15 protein-coding genes are annotated in these 17,605 nt (G+C 72.0%); 6 read left to right on the forward strand and 9 right to left on the reverse strand.

What is annotated here, in order from left to right; translation table 11 throughout:
- Positions 1-104 precede the first annotated feature (104 nt).
- The 4 genes from ACZ4D5_RS31285 to ACZ4D5_RS31300 all read right to left on the reverse strand — a co-directional run bounded on the left by ACZ4D5_RS31285 (position 105) and on the right by ACZ4D5_RS31300 (position 4,700).
- Positions 105-740, reverse strand: a complete 636-nt coding sequence (locus ACZ4D5_RS31285) for an isochorismatase family protein (protein ID WP_467775816.1) — start codon at positions 738-740, stop codon at positions 105-107.
- Between the two features lie 62 nt (positions 741-802).
- Complete coding sequence (locus tag ACZ4D5_RS31290) at positions 803-2,449, reverse strand: (2,3-dihydroxybenzoyl)adenylate synthase (RefSeq protein ID WP_467775817.1); 1,647 nt, start codon at positions 2,447-2,449, stop codon at positions 803-805.
- Entirely contained in the window at positions 2,446-3,651 is a 1,206-nt protein-coding gene (gene dhbC / locus ACZ4D5_RS31295; RefSeq protein WP_467775818.1) for an isochorismate synthase DhbC, read from the reverse strand. The genes ACZ4D5_RS31290 and dhbC overlap by 4 nt, the downstream gene beginning before the upstream one ends.
- A 233-nt stretch (positions 3,652-3,884) precedes the next feature.
- A complete protein-coding gene (locus tag ACZ4D5_RS31300; RefSeq protein WP_467775819.1) occupies positions 3,885-4,700 on the reverse strand; it encodes a 2,3-dihydro-2,3-dihydroxybenzoate dehydrogenase in 816 nt (271 codons plus the stop codon).
- Between the two features lie 468 nt (positions 4,701-5,168).
- Between ACZ4D5_RS31300 and rho the strand changes: the two genes are divergently transcribed.
- On the forward strand, positions 5,169-6,347 hold the full coding sequence (rho, locus tag ACZ4D5_RS31305; protein ID WP_467775820.1) for a transcription termination factor Rho: 1,179 nt from the start codon (positions 5,169-5,171) through the stop codon (positions 6,345-6,347).
- A 19-nt stretch (positions 6,348-6,366) separates the two neighbouring features.
- Here rho and ACZ4D5_RS31310 read toward each other — a convergent pair whose 3' ends face one another.
- Positions 6,367-7,650: a M6 family metalloprotease domain-containing protein gene (locus ACZ4D5_RS31310; RefSeq protein WP_467775821.1), complete on the reverse strand. Its 1,284-nt coding sequence runs from the start codon at positions 7,648-7,650 to the stop codon at positions 6,367-6,369.
- 300 nt (positions 7,651-7,950) lie between these two features.
- Between ACZ4D5_RS31310 and ACZ4D5_RS31315 the strand changes: the two genes are divergently transcribed.
- Both ACZ4D5_RS31315 and ACZ4D5_RS31320 read left to right on the forward strand, forming a co-directional pair.
- Positions 7,951-8,604 (forward strand): TetR/AcrR family transcriptional regulator, encoded by a 654-nt coding sequence (locus ACZ4D5_RS31315; protein ID WP_467775822.1) that lies wholly within the window; start codon positions 7,951-7,953, stop codon positions 8,602-8,604.
- 130 nt (positions 8,605-8,734) lie between these two features.
- On the forward strand, positions 8,735-10,258 hold the full coding sequence (locus tag ACZ4D5_RS31320; RefSeq protein WP_467775823.1) for an MFS transporter: 1,524 nt from the start codon (positions 8,735-8,737) through the stop codon (positions 10,256-10,258).
- A 16-nt stretch (positions 10,259-10,274) separates the two neighbouring features.
- Here ACZ4D5_RS31320 and ACZ4D5_RS31325 read toward each other — a convergent pair whose 3' ends face one another.
- Positions 10,275-10,790, reverse strand: a complete 516-nt coding sequence (locus ACZ4D5_RS31325) for a MarR family winged helix-turn-helix transcriptional regulator (RefSeq protein ID WP_467775824.1) — start codon at positions 10,788-10,790, stop codon at positions 10,275-10,277.
- A gap of 144 nt (positions 10,791-10,934) precedes the next feature.
- On the opposite strand from ACZ4D5_RS31325, the gene ACZ4D5_RS31330 reads away from it, so the two are divergent.
- Positions 10,935-11,705: a dioxygenase family protein gene (locus ACZ4D5_RS31330; protein WP_467775825.1), complete on the forward strand. Its 771-nt coding sequence runs from the start codon at positions 10,935-10,937 to the stop codon at positions 11,703-11,705.
- 73 nt (positions 11,706-11,778) lie between these two features.
- Here ACZ4D5_RS31330 and ACZ4D5_RS31335 read toward each other — a convergent pair whose 3' ends face one another.
- Positions 11,779-12,810, reverse strand: coding sequence for a questin oxidase family protein (locus ACZ4D5_RS31335; RefSeq protein WP_467775826.1), 1,032 nt, complete (start codon positions 12,808-12,810; stop codon positions 11,779-11,781).
- A gap of 48 nt (positions 12,811-12,858) precedes the next feature.
- Positions 12,859-13,389 carry a GNAT family N-acetyltransferase gene (locus ACZ4D5_RS31340; RefSeq protein WP_467775827.1) on the reverse strand — a complete coding sequence of 177 codons (531 nt, stop codon included), beginning with the start codon at positions 13,387-13,389 and terminating at the stop codon, positions 12,859-12,861.
- 181 nt (positions 13,390-13,570) lie between these two features.
- Between ACZ4D5_RS31340 and ACZ4D5_RS31345 the strand changes: the two genes are divergently transcribed.
- Positions 13,571-14,569 carry a sigma-70 family RNA polymerase sigma factor gene (locus ACZ4D5_RS31345; RefSeq protein WP_467775828.1) on the forward strand — a complete coding sequence of 333 codons (999 nt, stop codon included), beginning with the start codon at positions 13,571-13,573 and terminating at the stop codon, positions 14,567-14,569.
- Positions 14,570-14,702: 133 nt separating this feature from the next.
- On the opposite strand, the gene ACZ4D5_RS31350 is transcribed toward ACZ4D5_RS31345, so the two are convergent.
- The gene (locus tag ACZ4D5_RS31350; protein ID WP_467776034.1) at positions 14,703-15,701 is read right to left on the reverse strand and encodes a helix-turn-helix transcriptional regulator; all 999 of its coding nucleotides are present in this window, start codon (positions 15,699-15,701) and stop codon (positions 14,703-14,705) included.
- 290 nt (positions 15,702-15,991) lie between these two features.
- Here ACZ4D5_RS31350 and ACZ4D5_RS31355 point away from each other — a divergent pair, with 290 nt between their 5' ends.
- On the forward strand, positions 15,992-17,533 hold the full coding sequence (locus ACZ4D5_RS31355) for an MFS transporter (protein ID WP_467775829.1): 1,542 nt from the start codon (positions 15,992-15,994) through the stop codon (positions 17,531-17,533).
- Positions 17,534-17,605: the final 72 nt, after the last annotated feature.

Here is a 17,605-nt window from a genome sequence, read left to right on the forward strand (position 1 = left end):
GGATCACGGCCCGCCGGGCCCCGTGGCCGGGGGCCGTGGTGGGGGGGGGGCCGGGGGGAGGGTGCCGCGGCTGACGAAACCCCGGGCCCCCGGCCGGCTCGCGGTTACGGCCGCTCCCCGAACACCGTCCCCGTCGTCGTGACCACCGCGCACTTCCCCGCCGCCCACCGCAGCGCCATCGCGTGGTCGTCCGCCGAGAAGTCCGCCACCGCGTCCGCCACCACGAACGCCTGGATGTCCTGCATCCACGCGTCGCAGGCCGTCATCAGAACGCCGATGTGGGCGTAGACGCCGGTGATGACCAGCTGGTCGCGGCCCTGTTCGCGCAGCCGCTCCAGGAGGTCCGTGCGGACGAAGCCGCTGTACTTCCACTTGGTGAGGATCGATTCGGGGGGTGCCGGGCCGATCTCGGGTGCGATCGCCGCCGCGTCCGCGTCGTCCGGCAGGCCCGGGCCCCAGAAGTCCTGCTGCAGGCCCCGCTCGGCCGGCGTCTGGCCGCCGGGCTGGGCGGTGTGCACGACCGGGACGCCGAGGCGGTCGGCCGTCCGCTTCAACTGCGCCACGTGGGCGAGCAGTTCGGGCACGGGGGAGGCCGTGCGGTCGTACGCGTTCAGGAAGTAGTTCTGCAGGTCGTGCACGAGGAGCACGGCGCGGGACGGGTCGACCTTCCAGTCGACGCGGTTCGCCGGCAGCTCGTCGGCCGACGGCATGGGGTACGGGGTGATGGCGGGGAGGGCCATGGTCGTGTGCCGTTCCGTTCAGGATTGCGGGGAGAAGTTCGAATTGCGGGGAGGAGATCGAGTTACGGGGCGGAGGAGGGTGCGGGAGTCGTTGCCGCCGCCCGCAGGTCCTTCTTGGAGATCTTGCCGACGCCCGTCTGCGGGAAGGCCGCCACGAACTCCACGCGGTCCGGCACCTTGTAGGCGGCGAGGCCCCTCTCACGTACGAACTTCTTGATGGCGACCGGCTTCAGCGGCTCGGCGCCCTCGCGCAGGATGACGTACGCGCACGTCCGCTCGCCCAGATACGGGTCGGGCTCGGCGACGACGTTCGCGTCGTGCACGGACGGGTGGGCGAGGAGGTGGTTCTCGACCTCCTCGGCGGCGATCTTCTCGCCGCCCCGGTTGATCTGGTCCTTGGCGCGGCCCTCGACGACGAGGTGGCCGGTCTCGGTGAGGCGTACGACGTCTCCCGTGCGGTAGAAGCCGTCCGCCGTGAAGGAACGGGCGTTGTGCTCGGGGGCCTTCCAGTAGCCGCGGATCGTGTACGGGCCGCGGGTCAGGAGGTGGCCCGTCTCGCCGACCGGCAGGTCGTTGTCCTCGTCGTCGACGACCCGGATCTCGTCGTCCGGCGAGATCGGGCGGCCCTGGGTCGTGACGATCGTCTCCGCGTCGTCGTCCAGGCGCGTGTAGTTGACCAGGCCCTCCGCCATGCCGAAGACCTGCTGCAGCGTGCAGCCCAGGGCGGGCTTCACGCGCCGCGCCGCCTCCTCGCTGAACTTCGCGCCGCCGACCAGGAGGACCTCCAGGCTGCTCAGGTCGTACGGCGTGGAGGCCGCGGCGTCCGTCCACAGCAGGGCGAGCGGCGGGACGAGGCCCGTGAGCGTGACGCCCTCGGACTCGATGATCGGGAAGGCGGCCTCGGGGCCCGGCCGCGGGCAGAGGACCACGCGGGCGCCCGCGTACAGCGCGCCGAGCGAACCGGGCGAGGAGAGCGGGAAGTTGTGGGCCGCGGGGAGAGCGACCAGGTAGACCGAGGACTCGTCGACGCCGCAGAGCTCGTTCGAGCCGCGCAGCGAGTAGATGTAGTCGTCGTGGGTGCGCGGGATCAGCTTCGGTACGCCCGTGCTGCCGCCGGAGAGCTGGAGGAACGCCAGGTCCGAGGGGGCCGGCGGGTCCGGGATCGCCACCGGTTCCGCGGGGACGTCGGACAGGGCCTCGAAGGCGCCGCCTTCGCCGTCGGCCACGAACACGTGCCGCAGTGTGGGGACTTCGGCGAGGACCTTGCCCGCGAGGTCGCGGTAGCCGAAGCCGGCGTGCTCGGCCGGGACGACGTACGCGGCGGCCTCGGTGAACTCGCAGAAGTAGCGGATCTCCGTCTCGCGGTGCGCGGGCAGCGCGAAGACCGGGAGCGCGCCGATGCGGAACAGCGCGAAGATCGTCTCGAAGAACTCGGCGATGTTGGGGAGTTGGAGCACCACCTTGTCGCCCTTGCCGATGCCGCGGGCGAGGAAGCCGGCGGCCATGCGGTCGGCGCGGAGGTCGAGCTCGCCGTAGGTCCAGCGCAGCTCCCGCGCCGGGTCGACCACCGCGATCCGGTCCGGGTGCTCGGCCGCGCGGTCGCGCAGCATCTGCCCGAAGGTCTCGCCCCGCCACCAGCCCGCGGCGCGGTAGCGCTCCGCGAACTCCTCGGGCCACAGGGGCGCGTCGATGTCCACCGTGCCGCTCACAGCTCTGCTCCCACCGCGTTGAGGAACGTACGGAACTTCGCGCCGGTCTCCGCGGTCTCCGCCTCGGGGTCCGAGGCCGCGACGACGCCCGCGCCCGCGAACAGCCGCAGGGACCGCTCCTCGGCCTCCGCGCAGCGGATCGTCACGACCCACTCGCCGTCGCCGTTCGCGTCGCCCCAGCCGATCATGCCGGTGAAGAAGCCGCGGTCGAAGGGCTCCGTCTCGCGGATCACCTCGCGCGCGGTGGCGGTCGGGGTGCCGCAGACCGCCGGGGTGGGGTGCAGGGCGGTGGCCAGTTCGAGGGCGGAGGTGTCCGGGGAGGCGAGGGTGCCGGTCACCGTGGTGGACAGGTGCCACATCGTCGCGGTGCGGATGAGGGTGGGGCGGGCCGGGACGGTCAGGTCCGTGCAGAAACCGGCCAGCGCCTGGTGCACGGCGTCCACCACGACGGCGTGCTCGTGCAGGTCCTTGGCGGACTCCAGGAGCGCGGCGGCGCGGCGCACGTCCTCGGCGAGGTCGTCGCTGCGCGGCGTCGAGCCGGCGAGGGGGTTGGCGACGACCTGGTGGCCGTGGCGCGAGACGAGCAGTTCGGGGCTGGCGCCTATGAGGGTGCGGCCTGGGCCCGTCGGCAGCGCGAAGGTGTAGCCGGAGGGGTCGCGGCGGGCCAGGCGCTGGAGCATCGCGGGGACGTCCAGCGGGGCGGGCGCGGTGAGTTCGAGGGTGCGGGCGAGGACGACCTTGCTGAAGTCGCCGCGCCACATGCGGTCCACGGCGGCGGCCACGCCCGCGCCGTACTCCTCGGGGGCGGGCACCGGGCGGATCCGCCAGTCGGTGGCGTCCGGGGTGTCGGCGGGCAGCGCGATGAGCGGGTCCGCGGTCAGCGGGGGAGCCGAGGTCAGCGTCTCGGGGACGGCGAGGGCGGCGGGTGCGGTGTGGTCGAAGGGGACCGCGCCGACCACGCAGGGGGCGGCGACGCCCGCGCGGCGCGCGGCGGCCAGGGTGGCCGCGACGCGTTGCGGCAGCGGCCGTTCGTCGTGCGGGACCTCGGAGTGGACGCCCTCGGCCAGCAGCGTGCGGGTCGGCGTCGCGAGGAAGCGTTCGCCTGGGGTGTAGGCGCCGAGCAGCGCGGTGGCCGCTCCTACGGCGGGGTGGGCCTGCTCGGCCGTCGTGACGTGTGTGGCGACCTCGGGTGCCGTCGACACGGGGGCTCCAATTCTCGCGGCGGGGTGCGGGTTCCGGGGGCGGGGTGCGGGTGGGGGTGCGTCGTGGTGGGGGCGCGTGTGTGGGTGCGGGGGCGTTGTGGTTGTGCGCAGTTCCCCGCGCCCCTTCTCGGGGTGGTGGTCGTGCGTGCGTGGGTGCGGGGTTGTTCGTGGTTGCTCGCGCAGTTCCCCGCGTCCCTCACGGGGTGCAGATCCGCGTCCCTTACGGGGCGCGCTCAGCGCAGCGTCGCCCCGCCGTCCACGTACAGCTCCTGCATGGTGATGTGCCGGGCGCGGTCCGAGGCCAGGAAGAGGACCGCGTCGGCGATGTCCCGCGGGCTCGCGATGCGGCCGAGGGGGATGCCCGTGCGGTACGTCTCCAGGTCGCCGGCGATGACTCCGCTCGGCACCTCCGCCTGCCCCTCGGGCCACAGGGCCCGCTGCATGGCGGTGTCGGTGGAGCCGGGCGCCACGACGTTGCAGCGCACGCCGCCGCGGGCGATCTCCAGGCCGAGGCACTTGGTGAACATCGTGGCCGCGGCCTTCGAGGCGGCGTACGCGGCCATGCCCGTCCGCGGGATGCCGGCGGCGTTGGAGGCGACGGTGACGATGCAGCCGGAGCCGCGCGCGGTCATGTGGGAGGCGGCGGCGCGGGAGGTGTGGAAGACGCCGGTGGTGTTCACGGCGAAGGTGTCGGCCCAGTCGGCGTCGGTCAGTTCGGCCACGGGGGCGGAGCGGAGGATTCCCGCGACGTTCACGAGGATGTCGAGGGAGCCGTGGGCCCGGACGACGTCGTCGATCACGGCGGTGACCGCCGCGGAGTCCGTCACGTCCATGACGCGGGCCTTGATCGTGCCGGCCGTGCCGTGCGCGGCGGCGGCCACTTCGTCGATGCCGTGGGCATCGCGGTCGGTGGCGACCACGTCGGCGCCGAGGGCGGCGAGCGCGGTGGCGACCGCTGCTCCGATGCCCTGGCCCGCGCCGGTCACCAGAGCCGTACGCCCGGCGAACTCGCCCGGGGCGTGCGACTCGTTCGGTATGTGCTCTGGCATGGTGTGAGCGACCTCCCCCAACTTTTTAGGTAAGCCTAACCTAACGTATAACCGCTCCCCAAGGGTTGCCGCCCCTGGTAAATGGTTAGGCTAGCCTCACCTTATGCCGATGCCGAGGGTGGCGATCATCACCTTCGCCCCCGAACGGGGGGATCCGGCAGGGGAGTTGTCCGTTTCGGCAGGGGGTCGTCCCGCCGGGGAGATTCCCTTCCCGCTCTGGACGCCGCCCGCGGGGTGTGTGTTACCTTGCGAGCAGCGCGTGTGCACGTCCCGTCGGGACGCCCGTGCTGTGTCGCCTCCCGATGTCTCCGGGAGCTGCTTCTCCCGGCCCGGCCGGGATCCGTTCAGGCCCTTCGGCCTTCTTCTCGCTGCTCTCTCAGCAGTTTCTTCTCCGCCCGTCGTACGGGGCGTGGTCACTGCCGCCCCGCCGGGCCCGTCGTTCGCATGTCCGCGAAAGGACCCACTCCCATGACTGCCATCGCAACAGAACCCACCACTCGTACCGCAACGGCCGCCTCGGCCGCCTCGACCACCGTCTCCTGTGCCGGAGTTCTCGACATCGCCCGCGACGGGCGCGGGTTCCTCCGGAGCGCCGCATGCCTGCCGTCCTCCGGCGACGCGCAGGTCCCCGCGCCACTCGTCCGCCAAGTCGGCCTCCGCGGCGGCGACTTCGTCGAGGGGGAGGCCTCGGGGCGGGGCCGTGTCCTCTCCGCCGTCCACCGCGTCGGCGGGCGCGCGCCCGAAGCGCTGCGCGGGCGGCCTCGGTTCGGGGACCTCACCCCGCTGCACCCCGGCGAGAGGCTGCGCCTCGAAACCCCCGGCGGGCCCGCGGCCACCCGGCTCGTCGATCTCGTCACCCCCGTCGGCAAGGGCCAGCGCGGGCTCCTCGTCGCGCCCCCGAAGACCGGCAAGACCGTGCTGCTCCAGCAGATCGCCGCGGCGGTCGCCCACAACCACCCCGAGTGCCACCTCATGGTGGTCCTCCTCGACGAACGGCCCGAAGAGGTCACCGACATGCGGCGCTCGGTCCGCGGCGAGGTGCTCTCCTCGACCTTCGACCGGCCCGCCAAGCAGCACATCGCCCTCGCCGAACTCGCCGTCGAGCGCGCCAAGCGCCTGGTCGAGCAGGGGCGCGACGTGGTCATGCTCTTCGACTCGCTGACGCGTCTGTGCCGCGCCTACAACAACGCGGCCGCCGGCGGCGGCCGCACCCTCAGCGGCGGCGTCGACGCGGCCTCCGTCCAGGGCCCCAAGCGGCTCTTCGGCGCCGCGCGCCGCGCCGAGGAGGGCGGCTCCCTGACGATGCTCGCGACCGTGCTCGTGGAGACCGGATCGCGCGCCGACGAGTACTACTTCGAGGAGCTCAAGAGCACGGGCAACATGGAGCTCAGGCTCGACCGCGGCCTCGCGGCCCGGCGCGTCTTCCCGGCCGTCGACATCACCCCGTCCGGCACGCGCCGCGAGGAACTCCTCGTCGGCGATGAGGAGTTGAACGCCATGCGGGGGCTGCGGCGCGCCCTGCAGGGCAGGGACGCGCAGGGCTCCCTGGAGACGCTGCTCGAACGGATCGGGAAGAGCCCGAGCAACGCCGCGTTCCTGCGGCAGGTGCGCCGGACCGTGCCCGGGGCGGTCGCTGCGGACGCGTGATGTGCACGCGGTGGTTCGCCTACGGACGCGTGATGTGCACGCGGTAGTCGCCCTCGCCGGTCACGCCGGCCACCGTCACGCGCACGCCCGTCTCGCGGTCGGTGAAGGTCTCGCCGATGCCGTAGGGCGCGTCGGAGAGCTCGGCGTGGACGTTGGGGCGGCGGGTGCAGCCGCCGCTGTCGGGCGCGGCGTCGGAGACCGTGACGGGGCCGTGGCCCGTGTCGACGTCGGCGTCCACGCGGTAGACGAGGACGCCCGGCTTGCAGACCGCCTCGTCGTTGCCGCCGCGGGTGCGGACCTCGACCGCGTACCCGGTCTTCTCGTCCAGCGGGGCGAAGGCCAGCTTCGTGCCGCCGGGGTGGGGCAGCGGGGAGAGGACGTGCTCGGTCGTGCCGGGGTTCGCGGCGCAGCTGATCTGGTCGTCGTCGAGCCAGCCCAGCTTCCACTTGTGCCAGGCGAGCAGGTCGTTGTTGGCGCCCCAGTCCTCGCTCATGATGTCCCAGTGGCCGACCGCGCCGCCGCCCTCCTGGGTGTAGAGGTCGGGCAGGCCGAAGACGTGGCCGTTCTCGTGGGGCAGGACGCGGTATCCGGTCTCGCGGTAGCTGCCCGAGCCGTCGTCCTGGCGGCTGTAGACGAACGACGCGTTGGAGACGGGGACGCCGTCGGCGACCGGCGCCTCGTGGTTGCCCGCGAAGGTCACCGACAGGACGGTGTCGAGCGCGGAGGGGCCCGCGTTCGGGGTGATCAGGACGTTCACGAGGTCGTACGCGCGAAAGTCCACGTCCGGGTCGGCGGCCGCCACGATGTCCTCGACCAGCTCGCGGTAGCCCGGGTCGAAGGGGGCGCCGCGCTCTATGCCGTACTCCGCGAAGGGCTTGGGCATCCGCAGCCAGGTGGGGATCGGCGCCTCGGGGCGGTAGTCGAGGCGTCCGTAGGAGCTGGTGCGGAACCAGTCCGAGGTCTGCGGGAAGAACTCCCCGAGGCGGTCCGTCGCGCTGCCCTGCCCCGGGGCGTCGGAGAAGTCGACCATGAGGTTCAGGGCCCGGACCGTGCCGGTGGAGCGGGAGTAGCCGGGCGGTGTGGGCACGCCCTCCGACATCTGCACGCCCATCGCTCCGCTGATCATGCAGGGGCCGAGCGCGGTGCTGCGGGCCAGGGACACCGGGCCCGCCGTGCTGGGCGAGCCCTCCATCAGGCGTCCGGTGCTCGCCGACGTGGTGACCGCGAGGGCGAGCGCGGTCACGGAGGCGAGGGCCACACCGCGGCGGGAGGGGCGTATCCGTCGCCAGGTCGGCTGCTGCATGCGTGGGCCTTCCACTCCGCGGCAGCCGCCGGTCCTGGCTGCACCCTGTTCGATCACCCTGTGCCGGAGGGTGCGCGGGCGCTCGCTGGGTGCGACTGATCGAGGGTTTCTCCTCGATTCGCCTGTGACTCAGGTCACAGGAATCGGTGCGGGAGCGGGAAATATCCGGGGACTGTCTCCCCGTTTGGATCTGTGTTCGCAAAAAACGGGGAGACAGTCCCCGCATCGCCGAGAGAGACTCTCCGCGTCGCCGAACACCGGAGCCAGTGACCGACAGAGACAGTGACCCGAGGAGTAGCCGTGGACGCCGCCACCGCCCCGCAGCGCCGAGTTCCCCGCCCGCGGGCCGACGCCCTGCGCAACCGGGAGCGGATCGTCGTCGCCGCACGCGAGATGTTCGTGGAGTACGGGGCCGACGTACCCCTCGACGAGATCGCGCGCCGCGCGGGCGTCGGCAACGCCACGGTCTACCGGCACTTTGCCGACCGCGAGGAGCTGGCGCGCCAGGTCGTCCTGTCGGTGACGGACCGCCTCGTGGGCCACGTCGACCGGGCCCTCGCCGCGGTCGACGCGGGCGAGGACGCGTTCGGGGCGCTGCGCACCTTCGTGCACGCCGCGGCCGACGAGCGGATCGGTGCCCTGTGCCCGGTGCTCTCCGCCGGCTTCGACCCGCACCACCCCGATCTGGTCGATGCCCGCGAGCGCCTGGAGGGGTCCGTCGAGGGCCTCATGGAGCGCGCCCGCGGGGCCGGGCAGCTGCGCACCGACATCGCCGTCGGTGACCTGATGGTGGCCATCTCCCAGCTGGGCCGGCCGCTGCCGGGCACGGCCTGCCCGGACATGGACCGCTTCGTCCACCGTCATCTGCAGCTGTTCCTCGACGGTCTGATGGCGCCCGCCCGCTCGGAGCTTCCGGGGGCGGCGGCGACCTTGGAGGCGCTCCGGCAGCACTGATCCCTCCGCGGCACCAGCAGGGCCTTCACGCAGTACCAGCAGCACCTCTGCCCGGTACCGGCAGCACCTCTCCGCAGAACCAGCTTTACGCACCGTTTTTCACATTCCGTACCGCTAGGTGGCTACCCCCATGTCTGAAACAGTCCTCAAGCCCGACTCAGGGCCCGACTCCAACCGCTGGAAGGCGCTCGTCTTCATCGCGCTCGCACAGCTGATGGTCGTCCTCGACGCGACCATCGTGAACATCGCGCTGCCCTCCGCCCAGCAGGACCTCGGCATATCCGACGGCAACCGCCAGTGGGTCATCACGGCCTACGCGCTCGCCTTCGGTGGTCTGCTGCTCTTCGGCGGCCGTATCGCCGACCTGTGGGGCCGCAAGCGCACCTTCGTGACCGGCCTGATCGGCTTCGCCGCGGCCTCCGCGCTCGGCGGTGCCGCGACCGGCGAGGCCATGATGCTGGGCGCCCGCGCCCTGCAGGGCGTGTTCGGCGCGCTGCTCGCGCCCGCCGCCCTGTCGCTGCTCGCGGTGATGTTCACCGACGCCAAGGAGCGCGCCAAGGCCTTCGGCATCTACGGCGCGATCGCCGGTGGCGGTGGCGCCGTCGGCCTGATCCTCGGCGGCTTCCTCACCGAGTACCTGAACTGGCGCTGGACCTTCTTCGTGAACATCCCGTTCGCGGTGGTCGCCGCCCTGGGCGCGTACTTCGTCATCCGTGAGCCGGCCGGCGGCCGCAACCGCTCGCCGCTCGACATCCCCGGCGTGGTCCTGTCCACCCTGGGTCTGGTCGCGCTGGTCTACGGCTTCACCCGCGCCGAGTCCGAGGGCTGGTCGGACAGCGTGACGATCGCGATGTTCGTCGCCTCCGTCGTGCTGCTCGCCGCGTTCGTCCTCACCGAGGCCAAGGTCAAGTCGCCGCTGCTTCCGCTGCGCGTGCTGACCGAGCGCAACCGCGGCGGCGTCTACCTCTCGCTCGGCCTCGCGGTCATCGCGATGTTCGGCCTGTTCCTGTTCCTCACGTACTACCTGCAGATCGTGAAGGGCTACTCGCCGGTCAAGACCGGCTTCGCGTTCCTGCCGATGATCGTCGGCATGATCACGGGCTCCACGCAGATCGGCGCCCGCCTGATGACCCGCGTCCCGCCGCGCCTGCTGATGGCCCCGGGCTTCCTGCTCGCGGCGGTCGGCATGCTGCTCCTGACGCAGCTGGAGATCGGCACCTCGTACGCCGGTCTGATCCTGCCCGCGCAGCTGATGCTGGGTCTGGGCATGGGTACGGCGTTCATGCCCGCCATGTCCCTTGCCACGCACGGCGTCGAGGCCCGTGACGCGGGTGTCGCCTCCGCGATGGTCAACACCTCGCAGCAGGTCGGCGGCGCCATCGGCACCGCCCTCCTGAACACGATCGCGGCCTCGGCGACCACCGCGTACATCACCGACCACGCGGCCGGTGCCACCAACCCGAAGCTCCTCCAGGCGCAGGCCATGGTCGAGGGCTACACCAGCGCCATCTGGTGGGCGGTCGGCATCCTGGTGGTCTCCGCGCTGATCGCGGCGGCGTTCATCAACACCGCTGCCCAGGGCGGCACGTCCGCCTCCGCCGGTTCGGCGGACGGCGCCGAGGACGAGGTGAAGGTCCCGGTGATGGCCCACTGACCCCTTCGACGGGGACCTAGCGGAGCCAGGGGAGGTCCGCCCCGGCCTCCTTGGGCTGAAGTCCCTCGGCGACGATCGTCATGATCTCGCCGAGGGACTTCTGCTGTTCCGGGGTGAGCCGGTCGAACAGGGCCTGGCGTACGGCGGTGACGTGGCCGGGCGCGGTCCTGCTCAGCACGTCGAAGCCCTCGTCGGTGAGGATCGCGAGCTGGCCGCGCTTGTCGGAGGGGCAGTCCTCGCGGCGTACCCAGCCGCTCTTCTCCAGGCGCGCGACGGCGTGCGAGAGGCGGGACCGGGTGATCTTCATGTTCTTGGCCAGTTCGGTCATCCGCAGCCGCCGCCGGGGGGCGTCGGACAACTGGACCAAGAGGCCGTAGTACATGTGCGGCATGCCCGCGTCGCGCTGCAGCTGGCGGTCGAGGGCGTCGTCGAGGAGCGTGGTCGCCTGGAGGTAGGCGCGCCAAACGCGCTGCTCCTCGCCGTCCAGCCAGCGCGGCTCCGCGGCCGGGGGAGGGGTCGGTGCCATATCCATGTACTCCACTGTACGAGGCCCTTCCTTGAACTTTGAACAAATCATGCGTACGGTCGGACCGTAGAGCTTGAGACTTCAAGTATCCAGTGCTTCGTGCGGCGTACTCCGCCCACGAGATGTCGGACGTCCCCCCGGAGGTGCGCCATGACCCGCATGCCCGCCCTGTATCTCAGCCACGGCGCCCCGCCGCTCGCCGACGACCCGCTGTGGCCCGGCGAGCTCGCCGCCTGGTCCGCGGAGCTGCCCCGCCCCGCGGCGATCCTCATGGTCTCCGCCCACTGGGAGGAGGCCCCCCTCGCGCTCGGCGCCACCGAGACGCTGCCCCTCGTGTACGACTTCTGGGGCTTCCCCGAGCACTACTACCAGGTGACGTACGCCGCGCCGGGAGCGCCCGAACTCGCCGCGTCCGTACGCAAGTTGCTGCAGGCCCCCGGCACTCCCGTGCAGGACGTGCCGGACCGCGGGCTCGACCACGGCGCGTACGTCCCGCTGGTGGAGATGTATCCCGACGCGGACGTCCCCGTCCTCCAGATCTCCCTGCCGACCCTCGACCCGCGCCGCCTCATGGACATCGGCCGCAAGCTGGCACCGCTGCGCGACGAGGGCGTGCTGATCGTCGGCAGCGGCTTCTTCACGCACAACCTGGCCGCGCTGCGGCAGGGCGGCATCCCTTCCTGGTCCGCGGAGTTCGACGCGTGGGGCCACGAGGCGCTGGAGAGGGGCGACGTGGACGCCCTGCTGGACTTCGCGCACAAGTCCCCGGCGGGCCACCTGGCCCACCCCCGCACCGAACACTTCGCCCCGCTGTTCGTGACGCTGGGGGCGGCGGACGAGACGGGGGACCTGGCCGGTCAGCGGAGCGTGATCGAGGGCTTCTGGATGGGGCTGGCGAAGAGGTCGGTGCAGTTCGGCTAGGGGTGCCGGAGCCCCGTAAGGGGCGCGGGGAACTGCGCGACAAGCCACAGCGGACCCGCAGGCGAAAGGGCACTCAGCCGAGCGGTTCGCTGAGCTCGACCGCACGCGACGCCGCCGCCAGGGCGAGCTCGTCCCCGACGTCCAGAGCCGTGTCCGTCAGCTTGATCACGTGTTCGTCGCCATGCGCGAGCGCCCGCTCGAAGACCTCTTCCGCGGTGAACGTGCCCGGCGGTTCGTACGCGACGGCCGCGTCCGGCGCGTACATGGCGGTGACGGCGGCGGACGCCGTCCAGGCCGCTCGCAGACTCGGCACCCACAGGGCACGCGGCAGCGCGGGCAGGGTGCGCAGCACGGCGTTGGGCGCGGTCGCGGCGTGCACCAGCATCGTCTCGTCGCCGTGGCCATGGGTGACGTACCGATGGGTGGCCGCCCGGACCAGCTCGGCCAGCCTGCGGCGGGCCTCGTCCGGGTCGCCCACCGAGGCGGCCCACACCGGCAGTTCACCGACGCGGCCCAGGCGGGCGGGGAAGTTGCCGTCCGCCCGGTCCGCGAGGGGCGGCACCGCGTCCAGCGCGTCGGCCGCGGCGTCGGCGCCCGGCACCGGGGCGATGCCGGTGACGGTGTGGTGGCGCGCGGCCCAGTAGCCGAGGCCGTGTGCGAGCTCGGTGAGGCGGGGCTCCGTCGCGCCGCCCTCCTCCAGGGTGCGCACGGCGTGGCCCACCCGGATCACCGGGTGCGTCGAGCCGCCGTACATCCCGGGCAGCAGCCGCGGCCACCACTCGGCGAGCACGTCGCGCCAGGGGTGCGTCTCGTCGGAGGCCTCGGCGGCGCGGCGTACGAAGTAGTCGATCCAGTCCGCGGCCCGGCGCGGGTCGCCCAGCGCGTCACGCCAGTCGGCGTCGTCGATCGGCGCGACCCCGGCGGGAAACTCCTCCAGCTTGGGGGCGTAAAGATCGAGCCACCGGTGGACGGCCCCCGCCTGCCCGTGCGCGGCGAGCGCCTCGACGGCCATCGGGGCGTGGTTGGTCAGTCGTCCGAGCCGCTCGGGCCCGCAGGAGTGCAGCCGCTGCAGGGCTTCGTCGAGGGTGCCTGTGGTGTCGGTCATGCGGGGACGGTAGGCGGCGGCACCGCCCGTCCGTAACGGGCTCGGGCCCTAGGTCCCAGGTCCCAGGGGCCGCTCGTACCAGGCGACGTCCCAGTAGCGGCCGAACTTCCTGCCCACTTGCGCGTACGTCCCCACGTGCCGGAACCCGAAGCGTTCGTGGAGGCGGACCGAGGCCTCGTTGGGCTCGGCGATCCCCGCGTACGCGCGGTGCAGGTCCTCGCCCCGCAGGGCCTCGAAGAGCGCCTTGTAGAGCAGCGTGCCGATGCCGCGCCCCGCGGTGTCCGGCGCGCAGTAGACGCTGACCTCCACCGAGGTGGAGTAAGCGGGCTTCGCGCGGAAAGGGCTACTCGTGGCGTACCCGAGCAGACGACCGGAATCCCGCTCCTGGGCAACCAACAGGCGGTGGGGGCCGTCTTTGGGGTGGGAGAGCAGCCAAGGGCGGCGCTCTTCCGGCAGGAAGACGGCGGTGTCGAAGGTGACGGCCGTCTCACGTACGTAGTGGTTGTAGATGGCCGTGAGGCCTTCGAGATCGGCCTCGACTCCCGGTCTGACCTGCACCTCTGTCGGTTCCGACGACATCCGGCCTCCCCATGTGGCGGCACAGGGTACTGCACCGCCAGAAAAAAAGATGGGCGGCTTGGGAATTCTGTCCGGATTCCAGTCGTTGTTTCCATCGGATGCAGGGCACCCGAGGGTGTGCCATCCACCACAGAGGTCCCAGTAGCGGACCGACCAGGACCACACACGCAAGGGAGCACGCATGGCAACCCGTGCCGTCGCCCGTCGTAAGTCCGCCGCCGGCGAGACCGACGCGGCACGCAGTGTTCGCGCCGTAGGCGGGGAGATCGCCGACCGCGACCTGGTCGGCATGTACCTCGACGAGATCGCGCGTACGCCGCTGCTCGACGCCGCCAAGGAAGTGGAGCTGTCCCAGATCATCGAGGCGGGCGTGTACGCCCAGAAGATCCTGGACGGCGAGGTCGAGGACAGCAAGGTCACCGCGGACCGCGAGGAGCTCGAAGCCCTCGTCGCCGACGGTGAGCGGGCCAAGGACGTCTTCATCCGCTCGAACCTCCGCCTCGTCGTCGCGGTCGCGCGCCGCTATCCGCGCAGTGGTCTGCCCCTGCTCGACCTGATCCAGGAGGGCAACGCGGGCTTGGTGCGCGCGGTCGAGAAGTTCGACTACGCCAAGGGCTTCAAGTTCTCCACGTACGCCACGTGGTGGATCCGCCAGGCCATCACCCGCTCCATAGCCGACCAGTCCCGCACCATCCGCCTGCCCGTCCACCTGGTGGAGGAGCTGGGCCGGATCCGCCGCGTGCAGCGCGAGTTCAACCGCGAGCACGGCCGCGACCCGGAGCCCGCGGAGATCGCCGCGGAGCTCTCCTCGACCCCCGAGCGCGTCACGGACGTCCTGGACTGGGCACGCGACCCCGTCTCGCTGAACATGGGCGTGGACGACGACGGCGACACCCAGTTCGGCGACCTCCTGGAGGACACCTCCGCGGTCTCGCCCGAGCAGTCCGTCCTCTCGCTGCTGCGCAGCGAGGAGCTGGACGGCCTGATCGGCCGCCTCGACCAGCGCACGGCGTCCATCATCAAGATGCGGTACGGCATCGACGACGGCCGCGAGCGGACGCTGACGGAGGTCGGCAAGGAGCACGGTCTGACGCGTGAGCGGATCCGGCAGATCGAGAAGCATGCGCTTCTTGAGCTGAAGAAGTTGGCTCGGGATACGGGCTTCGACGCGGCGGCCTAGGCGCTCCGCTGGAAGACCGGTGCCAGGCCCGCGGGCCGGATGTGGCTGATCGCGCCCGCGCGGCGGAGCCGCATATGTCGCAGCCCCGCGATATGTCGCAGCCCCGCGCCCCTTTCGGGGCGCGGTACAGCGTCTAGCCCGGTGTTTCCCCGGCCGCTGCCCGGATCAGGCGACCGCCCATCTCCCTGAGGCACGTCACCAGTTCCGGGGGCTGGTGGGCCGTGAAGTCGCAGTCCGTCACCGCCAGGCGGACCGCGAGCCATTCGACGGAGTCCGACACCGTGCCCCGCAGACGGCAGGTGCGGTCGTCCAGGGGTTCCACCGTGCCGAGGCCCGAAGGCAGCCGTGCCGTGACGAACTCCGCGGGGGCGGCGAAGGTGACGTCCAGGTCGTACGACGGCTGGTGGCCCCGCCACATCGAGGCGCGGATGAACTCCGCGGCGTCCCCCGTCGGTAGCTCCCGCGGCGCGAAGCGCGCGCCCGTCGCGAACGGCTCGGCCACCCGGTCGACCCGGAAGGTCCGCCAGTCCTCGCGGTCGATGTCGTACGCCACGAGGTACCAGCGCCGCCCCGTCGAGACGAGGCGGTACGGCTCGGTCAGGCGGCGCGACTCCGTGCCGTCGCCCGCGCGGTAGGCGAAGCGCAGACGTTCGTGGCCCGCCGCGGCCGATGCCATCACCGTCAGCGTCTCCGGGGCGATGCTGGCCCCGTCCCCGCTGGTCAGCGGCGTCGTCGCGATCTGGAGCGCGGAGACGCGGTGGCGCAGCCGCGAGGGCAGCACCTGCTCCAGCTTGGCGAGCGCCCGCACCGAGGCCTCCTCGACGCCTTCCACCGCATGCCCCGCGCCCGCCCGCAGGCCGACCGCGATGGCCACCGCCTCCTCGTCGTCGAGGACCAGCGGCGGCATGGCCTTGCCCGCGACGAGGCGGTAGCCGCCGGCCGCTCCCTGGCTGGCCCGCACGGGATAGCCGAGGTCCCGCAGCCGGTCGATGTCGCGCCGCACGGTCCGCCTGCTCACCCCGAGCCGGTCGGCGAGCTCGCCGCCGGGCCATTCGCGGGGCGTCTGGAGGAGCGAGAGAAGCTGAAAGAGCCGTGCCGGGGTATCGCTCCCGGCCGCGGTCGTCCGGTCCACGGTCACCCTCGCCTCCCCGCGTCCACCGCTCGCGCCGCATGGTTCGTGCGGGCTGCGCGGTTCGTGCGCGCCGCATGGTTCGTGCGGTCCTCCGGCGTGCTGTGCCGCCGTGAGCCGACCGTCCTCGCGTCGTCGTCCCGCTTCACGTCGCCCTCCTCCTGCCGTCCTCGGGGTCGTCCTCGGGGCGTCCTCGTGCCGTCCTTGTGTCGTCCTTGTGTCGTCCGCCACTGTCCTCAGGATGCCGGACAACTAGGTCATGACCTGACCTATATCGTTCCTAGCCTTGGGGCATGACTTCACCGAGCACCACTCCTCCGTCAGCAGGGCCGGAGGCAGCCCGCACCGATCGGCGCCGCTGGTTCGCCCTGGCCATCGTGATGACCGCCGCTTTCATGGACCTGGTCGACGTCACGATCGTCAACATCGCCATCCCCTCCATCCAGCGGGACGCGGGCGCCACGTTCAGCCAGATCCAGTGGATCACCGCGGGCTACACCCTCGCCTTCGCCGCGGGCCTCATCACCGGTGGGCGGCTCGGCGACATCCACGGCCGCAAGAAGATCTTCCTCATAGGGATCACCGGCTTCACCGTCGCCTCGGCGCTCTGCGGCTTCGCGGCGAACCCGGAGATGCTCGTCGCCTCGCGCATCCTGCAGGGCGGCATGGCCGCGCTGATGGTGCCGCAGGTCCTCTCGATCGTGCACGCGACCTTCCCCGCCCACGAGCGCGGCAAGGTCTTCGGACTCTTCGGCATGGTCGTCGGCCTCGGCGCGGTCTCCGGGCCGCTGCTCGGCGCGCTGCTCACCCAGTGGAACCTCTTCGGCCTGGAGTGGCGCCCGATCTTCCTCATCAACCTGCCGGTCGGCATCGCGGGCCTGCTCCTCGGCCGGAAGTTCATCACCGAGTCCAAGGCCCCGAGGGCCCTCAAGCTCGACCTCGTCGGCGTCGTCCTGGTCACCCTCGGCCTGCTGATGCTGCTCTACCCGCTCACCCGCGGGCGGGAGCTGGGCTGGCCGGTCTGGGGACACGTCATGATGGCCGGCGCGTTCGTCGTCTTCGGTGCCCTCATCGCGTACGAGAGGCGGAAGGCCGCGAAGGACGGCTCGCCGCTCGTGGAGCTGTCGCTGTTCAAGGTGAAGAGCTTCGCTGCGGGCATCGCGGTGCAGACCGTGTTCGGCGTCACGATGGGCATCTTCTTCCTGGTCTGGACGCTCTACATGCAGGAGGGCCTCGGCTGGAGCGCGCTGCGCGCCGGGCTGACCGGCGTGCCGTTCTCGATCGCCGTCTCGGCGGCGGCCGGTATCTCCGTGCAGCAGCTCGTGCCCCGCTTCGGCCGCAAGGTGCTGCAGACCGGCGCCCTGACGATGGCCGCGGGCGTCCTGATCTACCTCTGGGAAGCGGGCCGCTACGGCGCGGACATCGCCTCCTGGCAGATGGCGCTCCCGCTGGTCGTGATGGGCCTCGGCATGGGCCTGATCGTGGCCCCGCTGACCGACGCGGTCCTCTCGGGCGTCCCGCAGGAGCACGCGGGTTCGGCCTCCGGCCTCATCAACACCGTGCAGCAGATGGGCACCGCGCTCGGCCTCGGCCTGGTGTCGGTGGTCTTCTTCGGGGTGATCGACGAGCGGGTCACGCCGGACCGGATCCCCGCGGAGTTCGTGCACGGCTTCCAGAACTCGCTGTGGTGGGTGGCGGGCGTGCTCGGGTTCATCTTCCTGGTGATGTTCGCGCTTCCGGCGAAGCCGAGGCAGCACATCGAGGGTGGAGCGGGTGGTGAAGCGCCCGGGACGGAGGGTCAACTGTCGCAGCGCGAGCCCGCGTTGACACCCTGAGCGGTCGTACGCACGGCAGTTCCCCGCGTCGGCCCTGAAAGGGGCGCGGGGAACTGCGCGCTCAGCCGGTGG

The organism is Streptomyces sp. NPDC025651 (assembly GCF_055558735.1).

Excerpts from the sequence above, each read along its gene's own strand:
- ACZ4D5_RS31355 (WP_467775829.1), top strand. The coding sequence starts at position 15,992 with ATGACTTCACCGAGCACCACTCCTCCGTCAGCAGGGCCGGAGGCAGCC.
- ACZ4D5_RS31335 (WP_467775826.1), bottom strand. The coding sequence starts at position 12,810 with ATGACCGACACCACAGGCACCCTCGACGAAGCCCTGCAGCGGCTGCAC.
- ACZ4D5_RS31320 (WP_467775823.1), top strand. The coding sequence starts at position 8,735 with ATGTCTGAAACAGTCCTCAAGCCCGACTCAGGGCCCGACTCCAACCGC.
- ACZ4D5_RS31310 (WP_467775821.1), bottom strand. The coding sequence starts at position 7,650 with ATGCAGCAGCCGACCTGGCGACGGATACGCCCCTCCCGCCGCGGTGTG.
- ACZ4D5_RS31345 (WP_467775828.1), top strand. The coding sequence starts at position 13,571 with ATGGCAACCCGTGCCGTCGCCCGTCGTAAGTCCGCCGCCGGCGAGACC.
- ACZ4D5_RS31330 (WP_467775825.1), top strand. The coding sequence starts at position 10,935 with ATGACCCGCATGCCCGCCCTGTATCTCAGCCACGGCGCCCCGCCGCTC.
- ACZ4D5_RS31325 (WP_467775824.1), bottom strand. The coding sequence starts at position 10,790 with ATGGATATGGCACCGACCCCTCCCCCGGCCGCGGAGCCGCGCTGGCTG.
- ACZ4D5_RS31340 (WP_467775827.1), bottom strand. The coding sequence starts at position 13,389 with ATGTCGTCGGAACCGACAGAGGTGCAGGTCAGACCGGGAGTCGAGGCC.
- ACZ4D5_RS31285 (WP_467775816.1), bottom strand. The coding sequence starts at position 740 with ATGGCCCTCCCCGCCATCACCCCGTACCCCATGCCGTCGGCCGACGAG.
- ACZ4D5_RS31300 (WP_467775819.1), bottom strand. The coding sequence starts at position 4,700 with ATGCCAGAGCACATACCGAACGAGTCGCACGCCCCGGGCGAGTTCGCC.
- rho (WP_467775820.1), top strand. The coding sequence starts at position 5,169 with ATGACTGCCATCGCAACAGAACCCACCACTCGTACCGCAACGGCCGCC.